The 16,215-nt window shown below is 39.3% G+C and carries 15 protein-coding genes; 2 read left to right on the top strand and 13 right to left on the bottom strand.

Features of this window, described 5'->3' with window-relative positions:
- Positions 1-4: 4 nt before the first annotated feature.
- The 11 genes from H6G26_RS12705 to H6G26_RS12655 form a co-directional block, all read right to left on the bottom strand.
- Positions 5-244: a hypothetical protein gene (locus tag H6G26_RS12705; protein WP_190729604.1), complete on the bottom strand. Its 240-nt coding sequence runs from the start codon at positions 242-244 to the stop codon at positions 5-7.
- A gap of 632 nt (positions 245-876) precedes the next feature.
- Positions 877-1,449, bottom strand: coding sequence for a hypothetical protein (locus tag H6G26_RS12700; protein ID WP_190729603.1), 573 nt, complete (start codon positions 1,447-1,449; stop codon positions 877-879).
- A gap of 124 nt (positions 1,450-1,573) precedes the next feature.
- Positions 1,574-3,184, bottom strand: a complete 1,611-nt coding sequence (locus tag H6G26_RS12695; RefSeq protein WP_190729602.1) for a TrbI/VirB10 family protein — start codon at positions 3,182-3,184, stop codon at positions 1,574-1,576.
- Positions 3,181-3,885, bottom strand: a complete 705-nt coding sequence (locus tag H6G26_RS12690; protein WP_190729601.1) for a hypothetical protein — start codon at positions 3,883-3,885, stop codon at positions 3,181-3,183. Before H6G26_RS12690 ends, H6G26_RS12695 begins: the two co-directional genes overlap by 4 nt.
- A 50-nt stretch (positions 3,886-3,935) precedes the next feature.
- The gene (locus H6G26_RS12685; protein WP_190729600.1) at positions 3,936-4,760 is read right to left on the bottom strand and encodes a hypothetical protein; all 825 of its coding nucleotides are present in this window, start codon (positions 4,758-4,760) and stop codon (positions 3,936-3,938) included.
- Between the two features lie 106 nt (positions 4,761-4,866).
- Positions 4,867-5,931, bottom strand: a complete 1,065-nt coding sequence (locus H6G26_RS12680; RefSeq protein ID WP_190729599.1) for a hypothetical protein — start codon at positions 5,929-5,931, stop codon at positions 4,867-4,869.
- A gap of 200 nt (positions 5,932-6,131) precedes the next feature.
- On the bottom strand, positions 6,132-6,974 hold the full coding sequence (locus H6G26_RS12675) for a hypothetical protein (RefSeq protein WP_190729598.1): 843 nt from the start codon (positions 6,972-6,974) through the stop codon (positions 6,132-6,134).
- A gap of 89 nt (positions 6,975-7,063) precedes the next feature.
- Positions 7,064-9,811: a hypothetical protein gene (locus tag H6G26_RS12670; RefSeq protein WP_190729597.1), complete on the bottom strand. Its 2,748-nt coding sequence runs from the start codon at positions 9,809-9,811 to the stop codon at positions 7,064-7,066.
- Entirely contained in the window at positions 9,765-10,136 is a 372-nt protein-coding gene (locus tag H6G26_RS12665) for a hypothetical protein (protein WP_190729596.1), read from the bottom strand. Before H6G26_RS12665 ends, H6G26_RS12670 begins: the two co-directional genes overlap by 47 nt.
- A gap of 28 nt (positions 10,137-10,164) precedes the next feature.
- The gene (locus H6G26_RS12660; RefSeq protein WP_190729595.1) at positions 10,165-10,782 is read right to left on the bottom strand and encodes a hypothetical protein; all 618 of its coding nucleotides are present in this window, start codon (positions 10,780-10,782) and stop codon (positions 10,165-10,167) included.
- A 1,143-nt stretch (positions 10,783-11,925) separates the two neighbouring features.
- Positions 11,926-12,087: a hypothetical protein gene (locus H6G26_RS12655; protein WP_190729594.1), complete on the bottom strand. Its 162-nt coding sequence runs from the start codon at positions 12,085-12,087 to the stop codon at positions 11,926-11,928.
- A gap of 312 nt (positions 12,088-12,399) precedes the next feature.
- Between H6G26_RS12655 and H6G26_RS12650 the strand changes: the two genes are divergently transcribed.
- Complete coding sequence (locus H6G26_RS12650; RefSeq protein ID WP_190729593.1) at positions 12,400-12,828, top strand: hypothetical protein; 429 nt, start codon at positions 12,400-12,402, stop codon at positions 12,826-12,828.
- Between the two features lie 203 nt (positions 12,829-13,031).
- On the top strand, positions 13,032-13,265 hold the full coding sequence (locus H6G26_RS12645; RefSeq protein WP_190729592.1) for a DUF3134 domain-containing protein: 234 nt from the start codon (positions 13,032-13,034) through the stop codon (positions 13,263-13,265).
- 172 nt (positions 13,266-13,437) lie between these two features.
- Here the strand turns inward: H6G26_RS12645 and H6G26_RS12640 are convergent, their stop codons facing one another.
- Complete coding sequence (locus H6G26_RS12640; RefSeq protein WP_190729591.1) at positions 13,438-14,709, bottom strand: MltA domain-containing protein; 1,272 nt, start codon at positions 14,707-14,709, stop codon at positions 13,438-13,440.
- A 123-nt stretch (positions 14,710-14,832) separates the two neighbouring features.
- A complete protein-coding gene (locus tag H6G26_RS12635) occupies positions 14,833-16,185 on the bottom strand; it encodes a proton extrusion protein PcxA (RefSeq protein WP_190729590.1) in 1,353 nt (450 codons plus the stop codon).
- Positions 16,186-16,215 lie beyond the last annotated feature (30 nt).

Here is a 16,215-nt window from a genome sequence, read left to right as displayed (position 1 = left end):
CGTACTATTGATTGCCGCCTTGCCCGAAGGATAATCGTCCTTCAGCTGTATCACGAATAAGGGGCAGTTTAGATTTTATGTAAGTATTTAGGGTGCTATCTGCCTGAGGATCAATAGCCTGCTTCGCTTTTAGCTGCTGGAGGAGCAATTGTACTAAAGCCGCATCGTCAAAATGCAGCAGGGTGTTGACCTGGGTAGACTCGATTACAGCCCAAAGCTGTTGCATCATTTTGGTAGTGACCATGAGTCTGTAACCTCTTAAGCTTTTCTTTATATTTACACGAATTTAGAATTTTCGGTTAGTTTTCACTTAAAGATTTATAAACATATAGGCTGATAAGCTGTTAAAGATTTAATTTGCACATTGAGATTGCAGGGGAGCAAGGGAGAGGGTTTGCAGGTTTTATTACCATGAAAATGGTGTAATTTAAATGACGATTAGCTTAATGCATGAGTCAGTTAAATCAGTTGAGTTATGGGGTTTTTCAATTGATTGAACTACAGCACTACCTACGCCTGATCCTAACCGTGCTTTATAAAGAAAGAAAACTGCCTAAAGACTTAGATGCTTTCTAACACTTTTGTCTAAGTAAAGAATTTGAGCAAGGCTTTTGAAACGCCACAATGCAGATATGCGTGGGCATCGGCGCTTTTTGTAGAAGGGGCATTGCAGAGAAAGTGGGATGATTTAGCAACTTGCAAAATTCCCTCCCTACTCCCGGTCGCTGAGGGTAGTCGTACCCCTTTTAGGAAGCAAGCTACGCGCAGCGTCTCGCAGAGAAGTGCTGCCTCACCTGCCTCAAGAGCTTGACCCAATTCATCCCATTGTTCTGCAACGCTGTAGAAGGAAACTGTCGGGTGCTTTTTGCTAAAAGTTTATTGTGAAACTGTAGCACAAGCTCCTTCCTGACCAGAAGGATCGGCAAAAACTGCTAAAGTGTGATATTCAGGGTTATCTGTTTTATATATCACTCGAAAAGTATACAGCTTATTTCTACCTTGCCCTTCGGTAACAACTGTCAAAAGTGTATTGCTAGTGGGAGGAAGCCCAGGAATATCGAGTTTTTGAATTCGTCTGAGTTGAATTACATTCGCTGAGGAGTTTGTACAATCTCCTGCATTACTATTAGAATCTTGACCAAACTGCATACATACTGGGCCATCAAAGTCTATAGTTACTTGTGATGGATCGTTTAACCAAACTTTTTTAATTACTTCTCCAGCCGGAATAAAGCTTAAGTTTGTTCCTTGTTGATACCAAATGTCGATCGTAGGTATTGCTCCACCTAAACCCTGTGCTTGGCAAGAAAATATGGAACGCAAAACAGCGTTATTAGCACCAGCGCGGCCTACCAACAATAACATAGCAACCGAGAAAATTAAGGAAGCTATAGGTAGGAAATAAGAATTCTTCGGGGTATTTCCTGATAATTTAGTATTCTTTTTCATGGTTGCAAATGGAGGAGATTGGTAGAGATAATAAGGGGCATCCGAAAGATGGAAAGAAAACTAATTACCAATTACCATTACCTAATCTAAAAACTAAAATTGGTATAGATTTTATCTCCTAAAATTAGATTGCTTGATTAACATATAATTCAACAGTTGTGCCAGCTCGCATAAACCAAACATTCGTTGGTTGTGACATTTGGGCGATCGCCTGTTGATTACGTTGGGCAATTTGGGGTACTACAGAGTTGAAACCACCTTCTACAATCCCAGCTGCAATGTTGCGTCTGTTCTCAGTCTCACTAATAAGACCAGTGGAGGTGTTGGTGGTGGTATTGTCCGGGTTGTTTTCGGTAGGGTTGGAAGATGTTGATGTTATAGAATAAGGCACGAGTTTGGTATCAGGGCGATTTACTAACTCTGCCGCTTTACCAAGACCACCCAAAACGAATAGTCCTAGATCCATTGATGCTATGGACGAACTTTGACCGGGAAATTTACCTGCCATTAAAGGTTTACCTTGGGTACCACGAACAATAATTGCATTGTTGGGTAAGCTTTGTTCGGTAGGGTTGCCATCATTTTGCGAGATAACTTTAGTTACGTTCATCTGCAAAAGACCTTGTTCGTTAATGGAACTAATTTCAGCTAGGAATTCGCTGTTTGCAGGGAAAGCGATCGCACCGTCCTTGGATTTGAGTGCTTCTTTTAATCGGATCACAAATACGTTTTTCGCATCGCCTCCTTCATCACCACCGCCTGACCTAGTAGTAGTTTCACCAAATATCGCTGTTGCTAACACAGCTTTAGCACTAGTCCCTACTGCTAAGGATTTTTGTCCCAAAGGTTGCGCTTGGCTCACCGCAGGAGCAGGAGTTTCCGGTGGTGGTGTCTCTTCCTGTGGTTGCGGATTGTTTGCAGGTTCAGGAGCAGCTGCGACGTTATTAGGTTGATTGGTAGCATTAACTTGACCGTAGCTACCTAACTTTGCTAACCTCCTCCACTCTTCAAATGGGTTTGGTGGAGATGGTGGAGTTATATTGACTACAGGTTGAGGTTGAGTGTTTGGCTTCACAACTGGTAGCTGAGGTGATGGCAAAGGTTGAGAAGCAGGTACTTGAACAATGCGCTCAACTGTTACTGTTCGAGGCACATTAACTGTTGGTGGGGGTGTTGGTATCATTCTCTGTCTCCCTCTAGAAGAAACTGACGGTTCTTGTAAGGCTGCTGTCTGCCTTGATTTTGCCGTTCTGAGCTGTTCTTGAGCAGCTTTCACCATCTGCGCTTGTTCAGTCAGGGCTAATTTCGTTTTGAGAGTATCTACTTCGCCTTCTAGCTGTTGAGAGCTAGACTCATTAGTTGGCTGCTCAGGGGCTTGTGGAGGAACAATATCTTTTGGCTGTTGATTGCTGCCACTCATCAACTGAGACAAAAATACACCACCCACCAAAACAATCGCTAAGGTAGCAGCCCCTACCAAGCCTAACTTTGCAAAGGGATTAGATGAGAGGGGTTGCTTAGTCTGAACTTCTTGTGGTTGAGAAAACGACTCTTGCGGTGTTGCAGAGTCTTCTGAACCTTGGGTATCGGTAGAAGATTCTTCTTCAAAGCCGACCAACCTTGACATCCGCGATTCCCAATCGAAAGATTCTACAGATTGTTGTTGGTGATCATCGGTGGTTAAAGTAAATTCATTTTGGGGAGGAGTTTCCGCAGGAGTTGAGTATCTAGTCATGGTAAAGCTTGGTTTGGATTCCCAGAACAATTTTTATCTTGGATTTCACATACATTATAAATTTCTAGTCTGGCTTCACCAAGGCGGTAAGCTGCAAAGTGCGAAGGTAGTGGAGCATTGGGTAGCGAACTTGCTGGTTCATCTATTGCTCTAACTAAAATTTTTTTATTAAAGGAAGTTGATTTTCCCAATCTATCATAACCGCTAAAAACTAATTGATTCGCAAGCATCTCCACTTCCCACTTTCCATTACCTATTTCTTTAGGTTGAGAAATTTTTTGGATTACTAATACATTCTCTGCTCCTCGATTAACATTTTCAAATTGGCTATCTGGATTTAAATTGGTAACTTCTGACTTAAATTTTTCTTTAAAATCATCAGCTACCAGTTGGGAAGTAATTTCCCAAACTTGTGTTGGTGGCTGTTGCTGTGACCAGGTAAGCATTAAACTCATAGTTTCACCCACAAAACGCCGAATAGCCTCTGGCTGTCGCTCTAAATTTGGTTGGGGGTCTACAGTTATAGTGCGACCATCAACAAGTTGCACTAAAGTTTGAGGTGTAAGTTGCTGACCTAATTGTTGTAACATAGACCCGTTAAATATTAGTAAAAGCAAGGTAAATACATGTAAACCAAATGTTCCTACTGCCAACAGTGGCAATGGGTTATTTTTCCTATTTTCTGGTTTGAGTAATTGCATTAATAATTAATTATATAAATTGAACTATGAGCCAGTAAATGAGAAACCTTTTATCTGATAAAGCTATCAGATGTTTGTCCAGCCCCACATTGTGTTAAGTTATTTTGATTAAGGTTGTTGTTGCCATCTAGCAAACATAAGTTACGAATTTCATAAATTTCTAGTTTATCAGCCCGGACACTGTAAATTGCCTTTTGCAGGTCTGTGCTATTACCTGCTTGGGGATTACCGAAATAATCTGCTGCACGTATAAGGAAATCTTTATTAAAAGGAGTGATGACTTTTGCACCACCAACTCGGTTTTGTTGAATTAAGTCGGCTACCATACCCACTTGCCACTTACCTGGTGCAATTTGTTTTGGTGGATCAACCCGCTTAATAACTAATTCTGATGTCATAGCAAGCTTTGGATCTTCAGAGAAAACTTCTGGTGGTGTCATTTCTGCAACTGTCCTCAAGAAACCTTTGCGAAAGTCTTCGGATAAGGCAAAACTAGCTATCCAACTGCTGGTACTAACTTTTTGGCTACCTCCTTGAGGTGTTGGAATAACAATTCCTAAATCTGGTTTGGGGTTTGCAACTTCTTCAATCCTTTGTGGTGGTAAGTTTCCAGACCAGCTAAACATTGATATCATTGTTTTGCTGATGAATTGGCGAATTGCTTCTGGTTCTCTTGCTAAATCATCAATATTAGCTACTGCTTTACCGTCTATTAATTGCACAAAGTTGGGAGCTTTTCTCACACTGAGTTGGCGAATATTTAGCCCTTGCAATAAGAATAAAAATAAAACTAATAGATGTAAACCGAAGGTTGCGATCGCAAAAAGTGTCAAAACACTTGCTATTGTTTGTCTTTTTTCCAGTAAACGCACCATTTTATCACCTCTTCTGCAAAAAACTTCAGTTATTCTATATTAATTATGATTTGCATATAATTCAGCAGTCAGCATAGTTTCAACAGTTTTATTCATTTTGAATTTTTTATATCCTCGCTTTTACTAAAGAAGCCGTATTGCTAATAGCACTGAATACTGCAAAACCTCCAGCAGCAGCCACAACTAACGACAAAATTGGTGCTAAAATCCCTAGAAAAATTATGAACCACATTAAGTCTGGATCAACACTAACATCTTGACCTGGCCCATTTACAATAACTGCGGCAGTCACCACAGCAATAATATTGAATGAAATCTTGGCGATTCCAATAGATAAAAATCCGGTCAGCCATGCAAAAATTGGTTTACCAGCTACAGGCAGTAAAGACGCACCTACGGCTATTGGCCCTAAAGCTGCTATCAGCAACATAGTTGCTTCTATCAAATTCTGGAAGGCATATTGCAAGGAAATTAAAAAGTTTTTGATGCTTGTTTGGACTGTAGAACCTAACAAAGAATTAAATGAGGTTTCTGATACAAAGCCTTTGTCATATCTAATATCATCTACCCTAGTTTGTAGCCTAATTATCCAGTTTTGATTCCTATATGTATTTCTATATCTCTGCAAGAGAAGATTAACTTTTTCGGCAGCCTCAGTAAAGCATCGGCTTTGTTGTTCACCAGTTAGCGATTGGCAAGGACGCAGAAAAGAACCAGCTATTTCTTCAGCAACACTCATACTCAATGCTTGCTGATACATTTTATCCGCATCTGCTGTTACTAATACTTGCTGATTGACAGTGTTTATAAAGTTACGCACTCCCAGTGTCAGGCTAGAAAGCATACTTCCATTGCCCGTATTACTTAAGAGGATGACCACCACAAAAGGCCAGATTAAAGCTGATATTGGACGACTATATTCGTAGGATATTAAGTCTTTGAGGAATTGTATCATAAAAAATAACAGGGTTCCTACTGCAAAAAAAATACCCAGAGTTGTCAGCGCTCCATACAAGCTATTACTGCTGGTATTCTGTAATAAATTCTGCCATTGATTGTCCCATCCTTCAGCAATACTTTGGGAAGTTGCGGCACCATCATCGAGAAGCTCATCAATGCCTGCTGCTTGGGAACCTAGTTGAGCAAAAATTAATTGAATAGCAAGTTGCATTTTGAGTTGATAGGCTGTTTTTTAGATTTTCTAGGGTGCATTAGGAACCTAACGCACTATCCCACATACTTGAGGTGCGTTATGCTTAGGCTGTCGATAACGCACCACTGCAAACTGTTTTTTAGATTTGTTGTTGGTTTGTAAAAAGTTTATGGATTTCAAAAATTGTATAGGAAATTAGAGTTTTTTCTTCTAAAATCCTACTTATCAATTTCTCTACCAAACAAATCTAGTTGAGAAGTAGCTCGTAAAAGTCGCGCTGCTTCTGTAGATGTATCTACTCTCCGAGCGCGATTTGCCTCTTCTGCCTGCTGAGAAATGTTTGCCAAATTTAAATTAGAATATTGTAAAGACTGATTCGTTTGTATTGTCTGAGCAAATGTTTCGCCTAAAAATTGTGATTGTGCCTCTTGAATTCTGATAGTTTGTAATTGAGCGACACCTATTAGTTGTGCTAAATTCAAAATACCCTTAACAACTGGACTATTAGCTCCACTATTAATTTGATTAGCACTAGAAAGAGCAGTCTGAATATTTTGAATGTATGTGCTTTTCGCTCCCTCTAACTGTCCGGCAGAACTGGTAATTTCTTCTAACGTATTTTCAGTATTTTCTAACTTTTCTTGTGTCCGATTTTGTCCATCTTTACCAAGAAGACCTTCCGCTGCTCCACGAGTAATAAAACGATTGAGTTCATTACTAGCTATATTTCCCCGTACTGCTGCATTATTTTCAAAGCGGCTTTCTCTAGACTGTGAACGATAAGATTCGTTGATAATATTATCACGAATCTTTTTTCCCGCAGCTACAGGGCTAGGTATCTTCAATTCTCTATCTCCCTTGGCACTATCAAGAGCATTTCGACTCTGTGCTTCTAAAGGCTTTAAGTTCTCGCTCAGATTATTTTGAAAGTATTTTTCCATTTCTGCGGAATACAATTTAATATCATTCCAAACCTGGCCTAATTCCGTGTTAACTTGTGCCATTGCTGGTAAGATTGCCAGGGATAGCAACGTAAAAGTAAAAATGGTAGTTTTTCGCATACATTTGTGCCTGAAAAAGGTAATTTAGTTTTTTAATTAACTATGATTGATAACTTTTGGAATCGCTCTTAACTGCTTACACAACCAGATTAACTACTACGTAGTGTAGCCACTAACTGACGTGCAAATGCAGAAATTGCTTCATATTTATCGCTATGAACTTGCATCATCTTACTGCGTGCAGTTTGTTCAGCAGGGTTATTAGCAACTGCTGCTAATTGCTCGTAACCTGGATAATAACGACAGAATGTATAAATACCGTTATCATCTAACAGCCATTGGCTATAAACGCCTTCTTTCCGGGGAAAAAAGCTTTCTGAAGCATTACGAGAAATAATGTGGCGGGGATATTTTAAGATATCTGCAAAACTATCGACTGCAACCGGCTGAATGCGTCCAATCAATCGTGTTGTTAAGTTTTGCAAAATCTTAGATGCAGCTTTAGATTTAGCAATAGTATCAGGATCTTGCCCTGATAAGATGACTCTGATACCAGCCTTAGCACCGTTTGCACAAACTCTTCCAACTAAGTCAGAAATCTGCTCGAATTCAAATAGAATTGGTGCTTCGTCAATGAAGAATATCGAGGCTGGACTACTTAATGCGCGTCGTAATGCTGCTGAATAGGCACTCAGAGATAGTACGGCTGCATCTTCACTATCTGATAGATTTCTGAGAGCAAAAACTAAAAGTTGTGCATCGGTAGGAAAGCTAGATGGTGCAGAAATGGCTTGTCCCACCCGGCTAGAAAGCCAAAATCGTAAGCGCAGCTGAATTTGACTGAGAGCGTCTTCTACTCTGCCAGTTAAAGTACTTAGCTGCAAGTGTTCTGATGAACAGAAATACAGAAAATCTTTTAAGGTAGGGGTTTTTTGCCAAGCAAGAGTGCCAAATCCTCCCGCCATCGCCTGTCGATATCGCTCTTGTATGCCCTCATCAGCAAAGAAGGCTTCTAATGCTAAGTTGAGCAGCGATCGCACGGTTTGCGATAAAATTTGACTTTCCGTGGATGATCCTAAAACCATTGTCATTAAAGCTGATTCTAGGAAAGCAGTATAATCGTTAAAGCGATCGCGCTGTTGTTCTGGATCTAGCGATCGTAAGTCTGGCTGTTCAAATAAGTTATTCGATTGTTTGGAGATATCAAAGTAAGCTCCATTGACCCCCATAAACTCAGTGTAGTCAGTAAAGGTAGATGTCCCATCAGGTTTAGGAAAATCTAACGCCACAACCGGAATACCATGCGCCAAAGCCTGAGTTAGAATCCCAGATACCAAAACCGATTTACCAGCACGAGTTGTAGCAAATAAAGCTAAATTTTTGTGTTGATTAAACAAATCTAAATGTACGGGTGTTCCGCCTTCTTCGGCAATCAACTCAAAGCCTTCTTTATCACCCCGTTTAGTTAAAACTAAAGGCATTAATCCGGGAACTTCACTTGTTAAATATAGCTGGCGACGGTTAAAGGGGGTTGCCAACAAACCCTCCCAAACTATTGGTAGAGTTTGCAGCCATGTTTTCCAGGCATACTCAGTTTCCCTAATTACCCTTGCTGGACGTTGAAAACAGTTTTCAATATATCTTGTCGCCTCATCTAATTTTTCTACAGTTGGACGATGTACCAAAATAGCGATACTCGTATAAATCGGGACTGCACCTTCAAACAATTGTTCTTGTGCTGCTACCGATTTCTTCAACTTTAATTGAGCGTTGACATCAATAGTTTTACTTTTTTCTTGAGCCATGATTGTCGTCATGTTTGACTGCTTCAGCACTCGTTGCAAAGTAGTTTTCACCAATGCTGGATTTGCCGCAGTCAACTCACAAAAAACTTCTGTATCTACTACTCTTTCTCTGGCCAATAGTTCCCATAAATATCGCAGTTGAGTAGATTTATTTGGCCAACCTCCGGGTTTTTCGAGAAATGATAGTACGCCGATATAACGATTGTTAACATTAACCCAGCGGCGATCGGCACAAGGTACGCTAGACTCCATCAGCAAAGTTGTGCCGTGGATATTGTCTATCAGCAATTTAGTACTAGCTAAATCTGAATTAACTTGTTCGTGTAGCCCTTCTTCATCTAAAGTCATCAACTGGGGAATTTCTATTGGCTGCGTATCATTAAACCTTTTCCAGATGCCCTCCCAGAGTTCATCTGCTTTCAAAGGCTTGACATCCAATCCCATTTGGTTAGATAAAATTTGTTCCCAGCGCAGAAAACCCTGTTTATAAGCATTTGTTATCAGGGTTTCAATGCGCTGGTTTTCTACTTCTGAGAGTTCACCTTTAAATTTCAACCACCAAGATTCGGCTTTAACTAAAAGTTTCTCTATCCAATCATCTGCATTTGCCGAGTTGGATTCAACGGTGTAAGTTACATAAATACGCAAAAATTTAGGCTTACGAATACCAGAAATAGTCAATTCTTTGATTCTGGCTCTCTCTGCCATCAACAAATATTTAATATCTCGTGATGGCGCATTTCTTATTAGCGATACTAATTCTTTTTGACGTTCTTTATCAGAACTAAAAGATCCCAAATGCAGTGTCATTCTTTCACCGCTAGGGATATCTTTTAATCCGGCTTCAATGTTATTAAAAAGTGTATCGATTTGTTCGGGTCTTAAAGTGGTATGAATTCCCTTACAGTCAAAACCAAAAACAAAGCAAAACCGATCTCTTTGATTGCCTTTTGTCAAAAGGTAAGCACCAATATCACGCCCATTCAATGCTACACGTAGCATTGTCGCCAAGTGTAAGGCATCTTCAAATGGTGTTAATCTACTTTCATTTCCGGCGACGCCGACGCTTTGTTTTCCGATTTTTTGCTTCATGGTTAACTTCCAATAAGCTTTGATAACGAGCAAAGCCTCTTGTCCAAGCGGGAACGCCAATAAATTTACTTAAAAAACTCCAACTCCTACCACCAGTTAAAATCCACCAAGTTCCTATTCCCCAACCAGTCATTAGTATTGTCCACAACCATTTTTGAAACTCTTCTTGGAAAATTCCACCAAAAATTCCATTGATAATAAAGTAAGAGGCTAAGGCAATTACCGTCCAAGGAAGAATTTGATCGGCAGGAATTGGCCCTAATGACGGTTGGCTTCCCAGAACCTGATTGACTGGACGAAATTCTTGTTCCCGCTCTTGAGACATTTGATGAAATATGAAATATTTGAATTATTTACTGCTGTTGTGGGCCAATTACAAAGCGTGTGAGTACATCAGCAATGGTAACAGCAACAACGACTAATAGGGGAGTTCTGGCAATGCTTTGCCAATCTTCATCTTTACGGACTGCGTTAATCACACCAACCAAAGAGATTGCAATATAGAGTAAGTAAATGGCCCGCAACACATTAAATATCAAACTTATTGCTGCCTCACTACCACCACCAACTCCTGTTCCACCACCTAAGTTTCTTTTGAAAAACCTTTCAGCTTCCCCAAAAAACTGTGCTTGTGCGGGGGCTGCAAACCAGTCTAACCAATATAAACTCAGAATTACGGCTGCGGCTAAAATTTGTAATATTATTAGCGATCGCTTTGGTAAATTCAATTGCTGCCCAATTTCTTGGATGATGACTGCAATTAAACTACCAACTAGTAAACAAAAAAGCAGGATAGGACTTTTTAGGCTGATAACGCTTACAAGTACAGCACAAGCAATCAAAAAAGGTACAGATTCAATCAGAATAATCAAGCTAGATTTGAGTCCCAGTCTTAACTTATGAGATCCTTTGATAGCGTTACCAATTAAAGCTTTGAAAAAGTTTCTCTCGTGAGAACTTTGCCTAGACATTTTCTAATTTTCCTATGGTGTACTGTGGGCGTTAGTTGTTTCCAATTTTACAAGCATTCCGATCTTACATGATTTAACATTTATTTTTCCTCAAATTATGAAGTTTAGCAAAGTTCTATACTATACATAAATTTGTATTAATTTAAGTTAACAAAACATTAATATTTCTTTAATTAGGTATTTATGGTTATAGAAACTAGGTTTCGAGCTTTTTAACCAGAACTGCTACATTCTTCCTTAAGTTTTTCCATACTATAGGAATCTGCTTTGATTTCTGTTCGCGCAGCGCTGCGTAGCCATACTTATTTGCGTGGTGCGCGTTCGCGTTGGCGTTAGCGTCTCTGAAAGAGAAGCCTCTGTGCAAAGAGAAGCGTCTCGCAGAGAAGCGCGATAGGCAGCAAGTGGGGAGTACGCAGTAGGAAATCAGCCTTTTCGAGTTGTACGGGGTTTTTTCAAAAACCCAATATGAGTACTATATCTCCATACTATCAATTATCAGTTTGAGTAATCCAGTATAAATGCTAGACAATGCTTGGTAGCATACGGCTCTTTAATTGATATGACCAGAGTAAAATCTGAATCCATTGCCCAGGAAGAGTTTTGTTAACGCAACGAGGTCATTTAAGGAATAAAATCCCCTCCAGATAGAAATTAAGAGGGGTTTATCCTGAATAGAATTATTACTATCTATGGTATAGGGGTTCTCGACCCTTGTTAGGTAGAAGAACCCCACCTCCAACCGCCTCCCCGCAAGCAGTGCGATCGCACTAGGCAATTAAATTAGCCCCTTGTCAAATTAAAGGCATCCAACCCATCCAGCCTCAATAAGCTTGGATTAAGCTCGAAATATTAGAAATGTTTGTAAAGTGTATACACTCTGCTAAATACTTATTAAAACCTCTAAAAAAAGCTTAATTAAGAACAAACATATATAGGCGAAATTTTTTAGTTTCCCCCTGATGAGATAATAAAAACGCCACAAAAACCACTTACTTTTAAAACATATCTAAATCCAGGAATATTATTCCCCTGAATATCTAGCAAAAATAGGGTATCTTCAGCAGTCTATCGTCAAGTATTTTATAAATTTATCTCATTCAAATAGAGAGCTTTGTTATCAACAGAATTAAGAGCGTTGACTCCTCAGACAGCAATGAAAAATATTAACGGCGGTATATCAATATAATTATCGGCGCGGTGTTTGACAGCGATCGCAATTTTAGTACCAGCCTCTACCTCTCTAGGCTCGACGCTAATACCCGTAATATCATAGGTCAGAATAGTTAAAAAAGTTTCACTCGTCAAGTATGTTATAATTAGTATGGTTGAGAAATATTTTCGGTCATGTAACTGACTATATATAGACGCTTCTCCGAATCTAAATCTCTACACCCTTTGATTCTAGAGGTGTTTTATGTCAGTTGCTATTGCCAATTTATGCCTTTAGAGATGAGAGTCTTCAAAATTGATTGCGAAAACGGAAATTTTGAGTTAGCACAACTTTATTGGAATATTTCCTGTAAAACTCATACATGTGACTGCCCAAAAATGTGCTATAAGAACGGACAAGTTTAGTGTGTCACAAGCCCAGATAATATACAGTTAGTACTTGAACTTATGCCAACGGAGATAATTACGCGTCCTGAGTCACTCACAGAAGATTGCTTTTTTACTTATGCCCTTGGGACTGATTTGCACGATACTAATTTGACTGCCCAATATTTACGCAAAATCAGGAAAGAAGATAAACCCTATATCGATATAGCTGTTTCTCCCAGACCAGGCTATCGATTTGAGGTCTGTCTTATCCCTGTTGAAGGGTTCGCTAAAGAAACAATATTGACAAAAGATGGGTTCGCCAAAGCTTTAGCGATTATTTGTGCAGTATCTAATAAAGCTAGGAAGCGATTCCCGTCAGGAAATGGACAAGAAATTGTCCGGTGTCAATTTAGCAACTTAGCTGATGCAGTCGCTGTAGCGAACAGATTGTCTGCATTACCCTCTAATATGTATGAAACTCTCGCCAAGCTGCCAAATGCCTTGTGAGATGCCGTCCGCTTGAAGATTTATTTTTTAGGACTGACGTAAAGACATTTTAATGGTAAGTAACTAGACGGACAAGAGAATAAAAAACTCAATGGTTCATATTTTATCTATTGAGAAAAGGCTTGTTACACAAGACTTTTAACCCTAGTGGACAATTTTCCTGTTTTTGCATAGTGATCCATAATTCAAAGTGAGTTTTTTTTATGCCTACAAGTCCTTTGCGTGAAGAACCTCGTAACCAACGAGCGCCTGTAATTCGTACAAGTAATGAATTTATTCTCTTGGAATGGTTAAAGTCAACTGGTCGTCTAATAGAGCGGGAACATCAAGAATCTGAGTATTTAAATGAAGTAGAAGAAATTTCAGAAATGATAGACCTTGACGATATCCCTTATGATCATGACGATGATGATGGTGATATTGATATAGAAGCCTAGTAGCGTAATTCGTAATGGGCTACGCCCCGCTACGCTAACGTAATTCGTAATTTGTAGTTACTTACTCCAAACGTTTCATTGATTTGGAATGTGTAATTTATTTACGCTGAAAGGCTAAGAATGCCGACTTTTTAAAGAAGTTGGGATTCTTAGTATTAAAATGCAAGTTTGTTTAATTATTGGACTTGAGTAATAGATAAAATAATTGTCCATTGCTAACTGTGACACCAGCGCGATCGCCTGCTATTTTACCAGTACCTAAAAAATAATCTACCCTACCTGCACCTTTAATTGCGCCTCCGGCATCTTGGTCAAGAACATAGCGGCTAACGATGCGCTCCTCCATCTTTCCGGTAAGATTAGTAAAGGGAATAGAAGCGCGAATCAACGCTAAAGCACCAGGAGGCATGAGAGATTTATCTGTAGCGATAGAACGCTCTGCTGTTAGTGGTACGTTGATAGAACCTTGCGCTGGTTTCCCGTGATTTTCTTGAAAAAAAACAAAACTGCGATCGCGCGGAACATAAATATTTAATTCTTGGGGATATTTTTGGAAATAGTCGAGAATAATCGGCATAGTCATACCTTCTAATGGTAATTTGCCATCATTCGCTAATTCTCGCCCAATACTTTTGTAGTTATAAGCGATATTACCCGCATAACCGATTGTTGTCTGAGTACCATCGGGAAGCTGAAGTCGGGCTGAACCTTGAATTTGAGCTAGATATGGTTCAAGGCGATCGCGAAACCAAAACAACTCTAATCCTTGCAACTTCCCTTTTGCGCCTTGTAAACCATCTGCTCCTTCTAACTCTTCGCGGGTAGGATGAGGCTTACTCCAAGAGTTTAAATCAGGAGGTAATCGATAAACAGGATAACGATATTCTGCTGTGGGGACGCGACTGGCTGCGTAAAGGGGTTCATAATAGGCGGTGAATAAAACGGAACCTTTAGTGTCTTTACCAACTGACTGGTAAAGAACAAATTCCCGCTCAATGGCTTGGTGTAATTCTGTTGCAGAATTAGTTGTTAATAGGAGTTCGCGGAATCTTTTCAAGCTTTTAAAGACGCGATCGCGCGTAATCCCAGCCACCTGATAATTTTGATAAGCAGCTCCAGCATTAGCCGTTTGCAGGTATTGGAGACTCTGAGCGATCGCACTCACCAGTGCCTTTTTGTCTGGTATTTCTCCATAGATAACCTCATCCAAACAAGACGTATCACTTTGACAACAAGTAACTGGTAGCCTCTGAATTAATGGTACTTTTTGATTTTCATCAATCAATGATATTGGTATATCCCACTTTTTCACGCGGCATTCTGGCGGGCTAAGTTCCTGATACGCTAAAGATTGCATTCGTACCAGCAAAACCGACAAAACTATAGGTAAGCTGATAGCAATAACTTTATTAAACTTTTTTAACTCAGCAAGTACCTCTTTCATCAAAATCCAAAACTTTTGAGATTATCTACTTCGCTCAAATTCAAAAATCAAAAACCAAAAATAATTTACTTGTTTTACACCACCAAGATGTTTCCGCAATTTTCAAGGCCCCATGCACAATCCCTATTCATTCATATTACGATAAGTAGCAACTGCTGAAGGCGATATTCTGTTTAAATACCGGAATATCCAGTATTTAAAAATTGTATCTAAAATCACTGGAAATGTAGCAATAAATAAGAAGATAAAATCCCGATTTGCTGGTAATCCCCAATGACGCGATACACCTTCTAGGAGTACTTCCCAGCCATGAGGAGAGTGAAAACCTACAAATATATCAGTAAACAAAATAATGATAAATGCTTTGGCACTATCACTAAGTCCATAGACAATATGATCAAAGAAATCTTTGATCACAGCAATAGAAGATTTACTGACGACTAAAAGCCAGATAAAAGCAACCACCGAGAACATATCTGCAAAAACATTTTTGATAGCATTAGAGCTTTCGTGGCGAAATTCTTCAGCAAGCCCAATAGCCCTCTTTTTCAGTTCAACTTCAATCTGATCAGGTAGCAACGGGGGGGCATTTCTAATGAGATTTTCAAACTTGAGCTTTTCTTCAAATCTATGTAATTCTACAAGAGCTTCTTCTTCCATTTCGGGATTGAGGAATATCTGTATTTGCTCATTGTCTCTAAACTCCTCAACAAGTGGCCCTACTACGAAAGCTTTTGCTATTTGATGCGTTAGAAGTGGTACGATAACTAATAGTAAAATAAACCTGATAGATATAATTGTTCTTCTTTGAGCTTGACGAAAATTATGAATTACCTCTTGTTCAGAATTAGGGTCTAATTCAACTTGCAGGCGAGTAATAGTACTTAAAATAGAGCGGGGTAAAACGCCCATTGTATCGGCTTTAAGCTTTGATTTTGGTTTCTTACCCGAGTCTAGAGTTGGTATTTTGGGCGGTACTGTTGGAGTATTGACGAGCAACGAATTGTCATCAGATATCACATTAGCTGGTAGATTTGGAGGTTTGACTACTAAAGTTTTAGAACTTATTTGAGCAGAAGTTGTTGTGTATTTGGATATAACTTGATCGATAAAGTTTAGCTTTTCCAAAACCAAAGAAGGGCTGGCATGCTCGATACCTGCTTTCTGAGCAGCTTTTTGATTCTCTTCATTTAAAAACCAACGGCTTGCTCTAAACTCTGTTAGCCGCATTTTGGCAGTCTTTAATAACTTATTTAGGTCTGACTCAAAATAATCCATTACGCTGTTGCTGTACATGGCTGAGTCAATGTCTATTTTATTACCATTGAAATGCTTATTTTCTATTTCCTTAATCTTTAATGCTGCATCGTAAGCTTGATGTAAAGAACGTTCAGGAGTCTGTAAGTACCATCGGTAAGTATCAAGTAGAAAAGAATAGATTTTTTGGCTAAAAACAGAGTTTTTCATTGGAGACAATCATCCAGCATTGTTTGGTGATTCTTAACC

Source organism: Nostoc sp. FACHB-888, from assembly GCF_014696655.1.
GTDB lineage: Bacteria > Cyanobacteriota > Cyanobacteriia > Cyanobacteriales > Nostocaceae > Nostoc.
This window is presented reverse-complemented; position numbering and strand designations above follow the sequence as displayed.

Coding starts and splice junctions, on each gene's coding strand:
- H6G26_RS12690 (WP_190729601.1), bottom strand. CDS start 3,885: ATGCAATTACTCAAACCAGAAAATAGGAAAAATAACCCATTGCCACTG.
- H6G26_RS12675 (WP_190729598.1), bottom strand. CDS start 6,974: ATGCGAAAAACTACCATTTTTACTTTTACGTTGCTATCCCTGGCAATC.
- H6G26_RS12685 (WP_190729600.1), bottom strand. CDS start 4,760: ATGGTGCGTTTACTGGAAAAAAGACAAACAATAGCAAGTGTTTTGACA.
- H6G26_RS12705 (WP_190729604.1), bottom strand. CDS start 244: ATGGTCACTACCAAAATGATGCAACAGCTTTGGGCTGTAATCGAGTCT.
- H6G26_RS12665 (WP_190729596.1), bottom strand. CDS start 10,136: ATGTCTCAAGAGCGGGAACAAGAATTTCGTCCAGTCAATCAGGTTCTG.
- H6G26_RS12670 (WP_190729597.1), bottom strand. CDS start 9,811: ATGAAGCAAAAAATCGGAAAACAAAGCGTCGGCGTCGCCGGAAATGAA.
- H6G26_RS12695 (WP_190729602.1), bottom strand. CDS start 3,184: ATGACTAGATACTCAACTCCTGCGGAAACTCCTCCCCAAAATGAATTT.
- H6G26_RS12680 (WP_190729599.1), bottom strand. CDS start 5,931: ATGCAACTTGCTATTCAATTAATTTTTGCTCAACTAGGTTCCCAAGCA.
- H6G26_RS12645 (WP_190729592.1), top strand. CDS start 13,032: ATGCCTACAAGTCCTTTGCGTGAAGAACCTCGTAACCAACGAGCGCCT.
- H6G26_RS12700 (WP_190729603.1), bottom strand. CDS start 1,449: ATGAAAAAGAATACTAAATTATCAGGAAATACCCCGAAGAATTCTTAT.
- H6G26_RS12640 (WP_190729591.1), bottom strand. CDS start 14,709: ATGAAAGAGGTACTTGCTGAGTTAAAAAAGTTTAATAAAGTTATTGCT.
- H6G26_RS12650 (WP_190729593.1), top strand. CDS start 12,400: ATGCCAACGGAGATAATTACGCGTCCTGAGTCACTCACAGAAGATTGC.
- H6G26_RS12660 (WP_190729595.1), bottom strand. CDS start 10,782: ATGTCTAGGCAAAGTTCTCACGAGAGAAACTTTTTCAAAGCTTTAATT.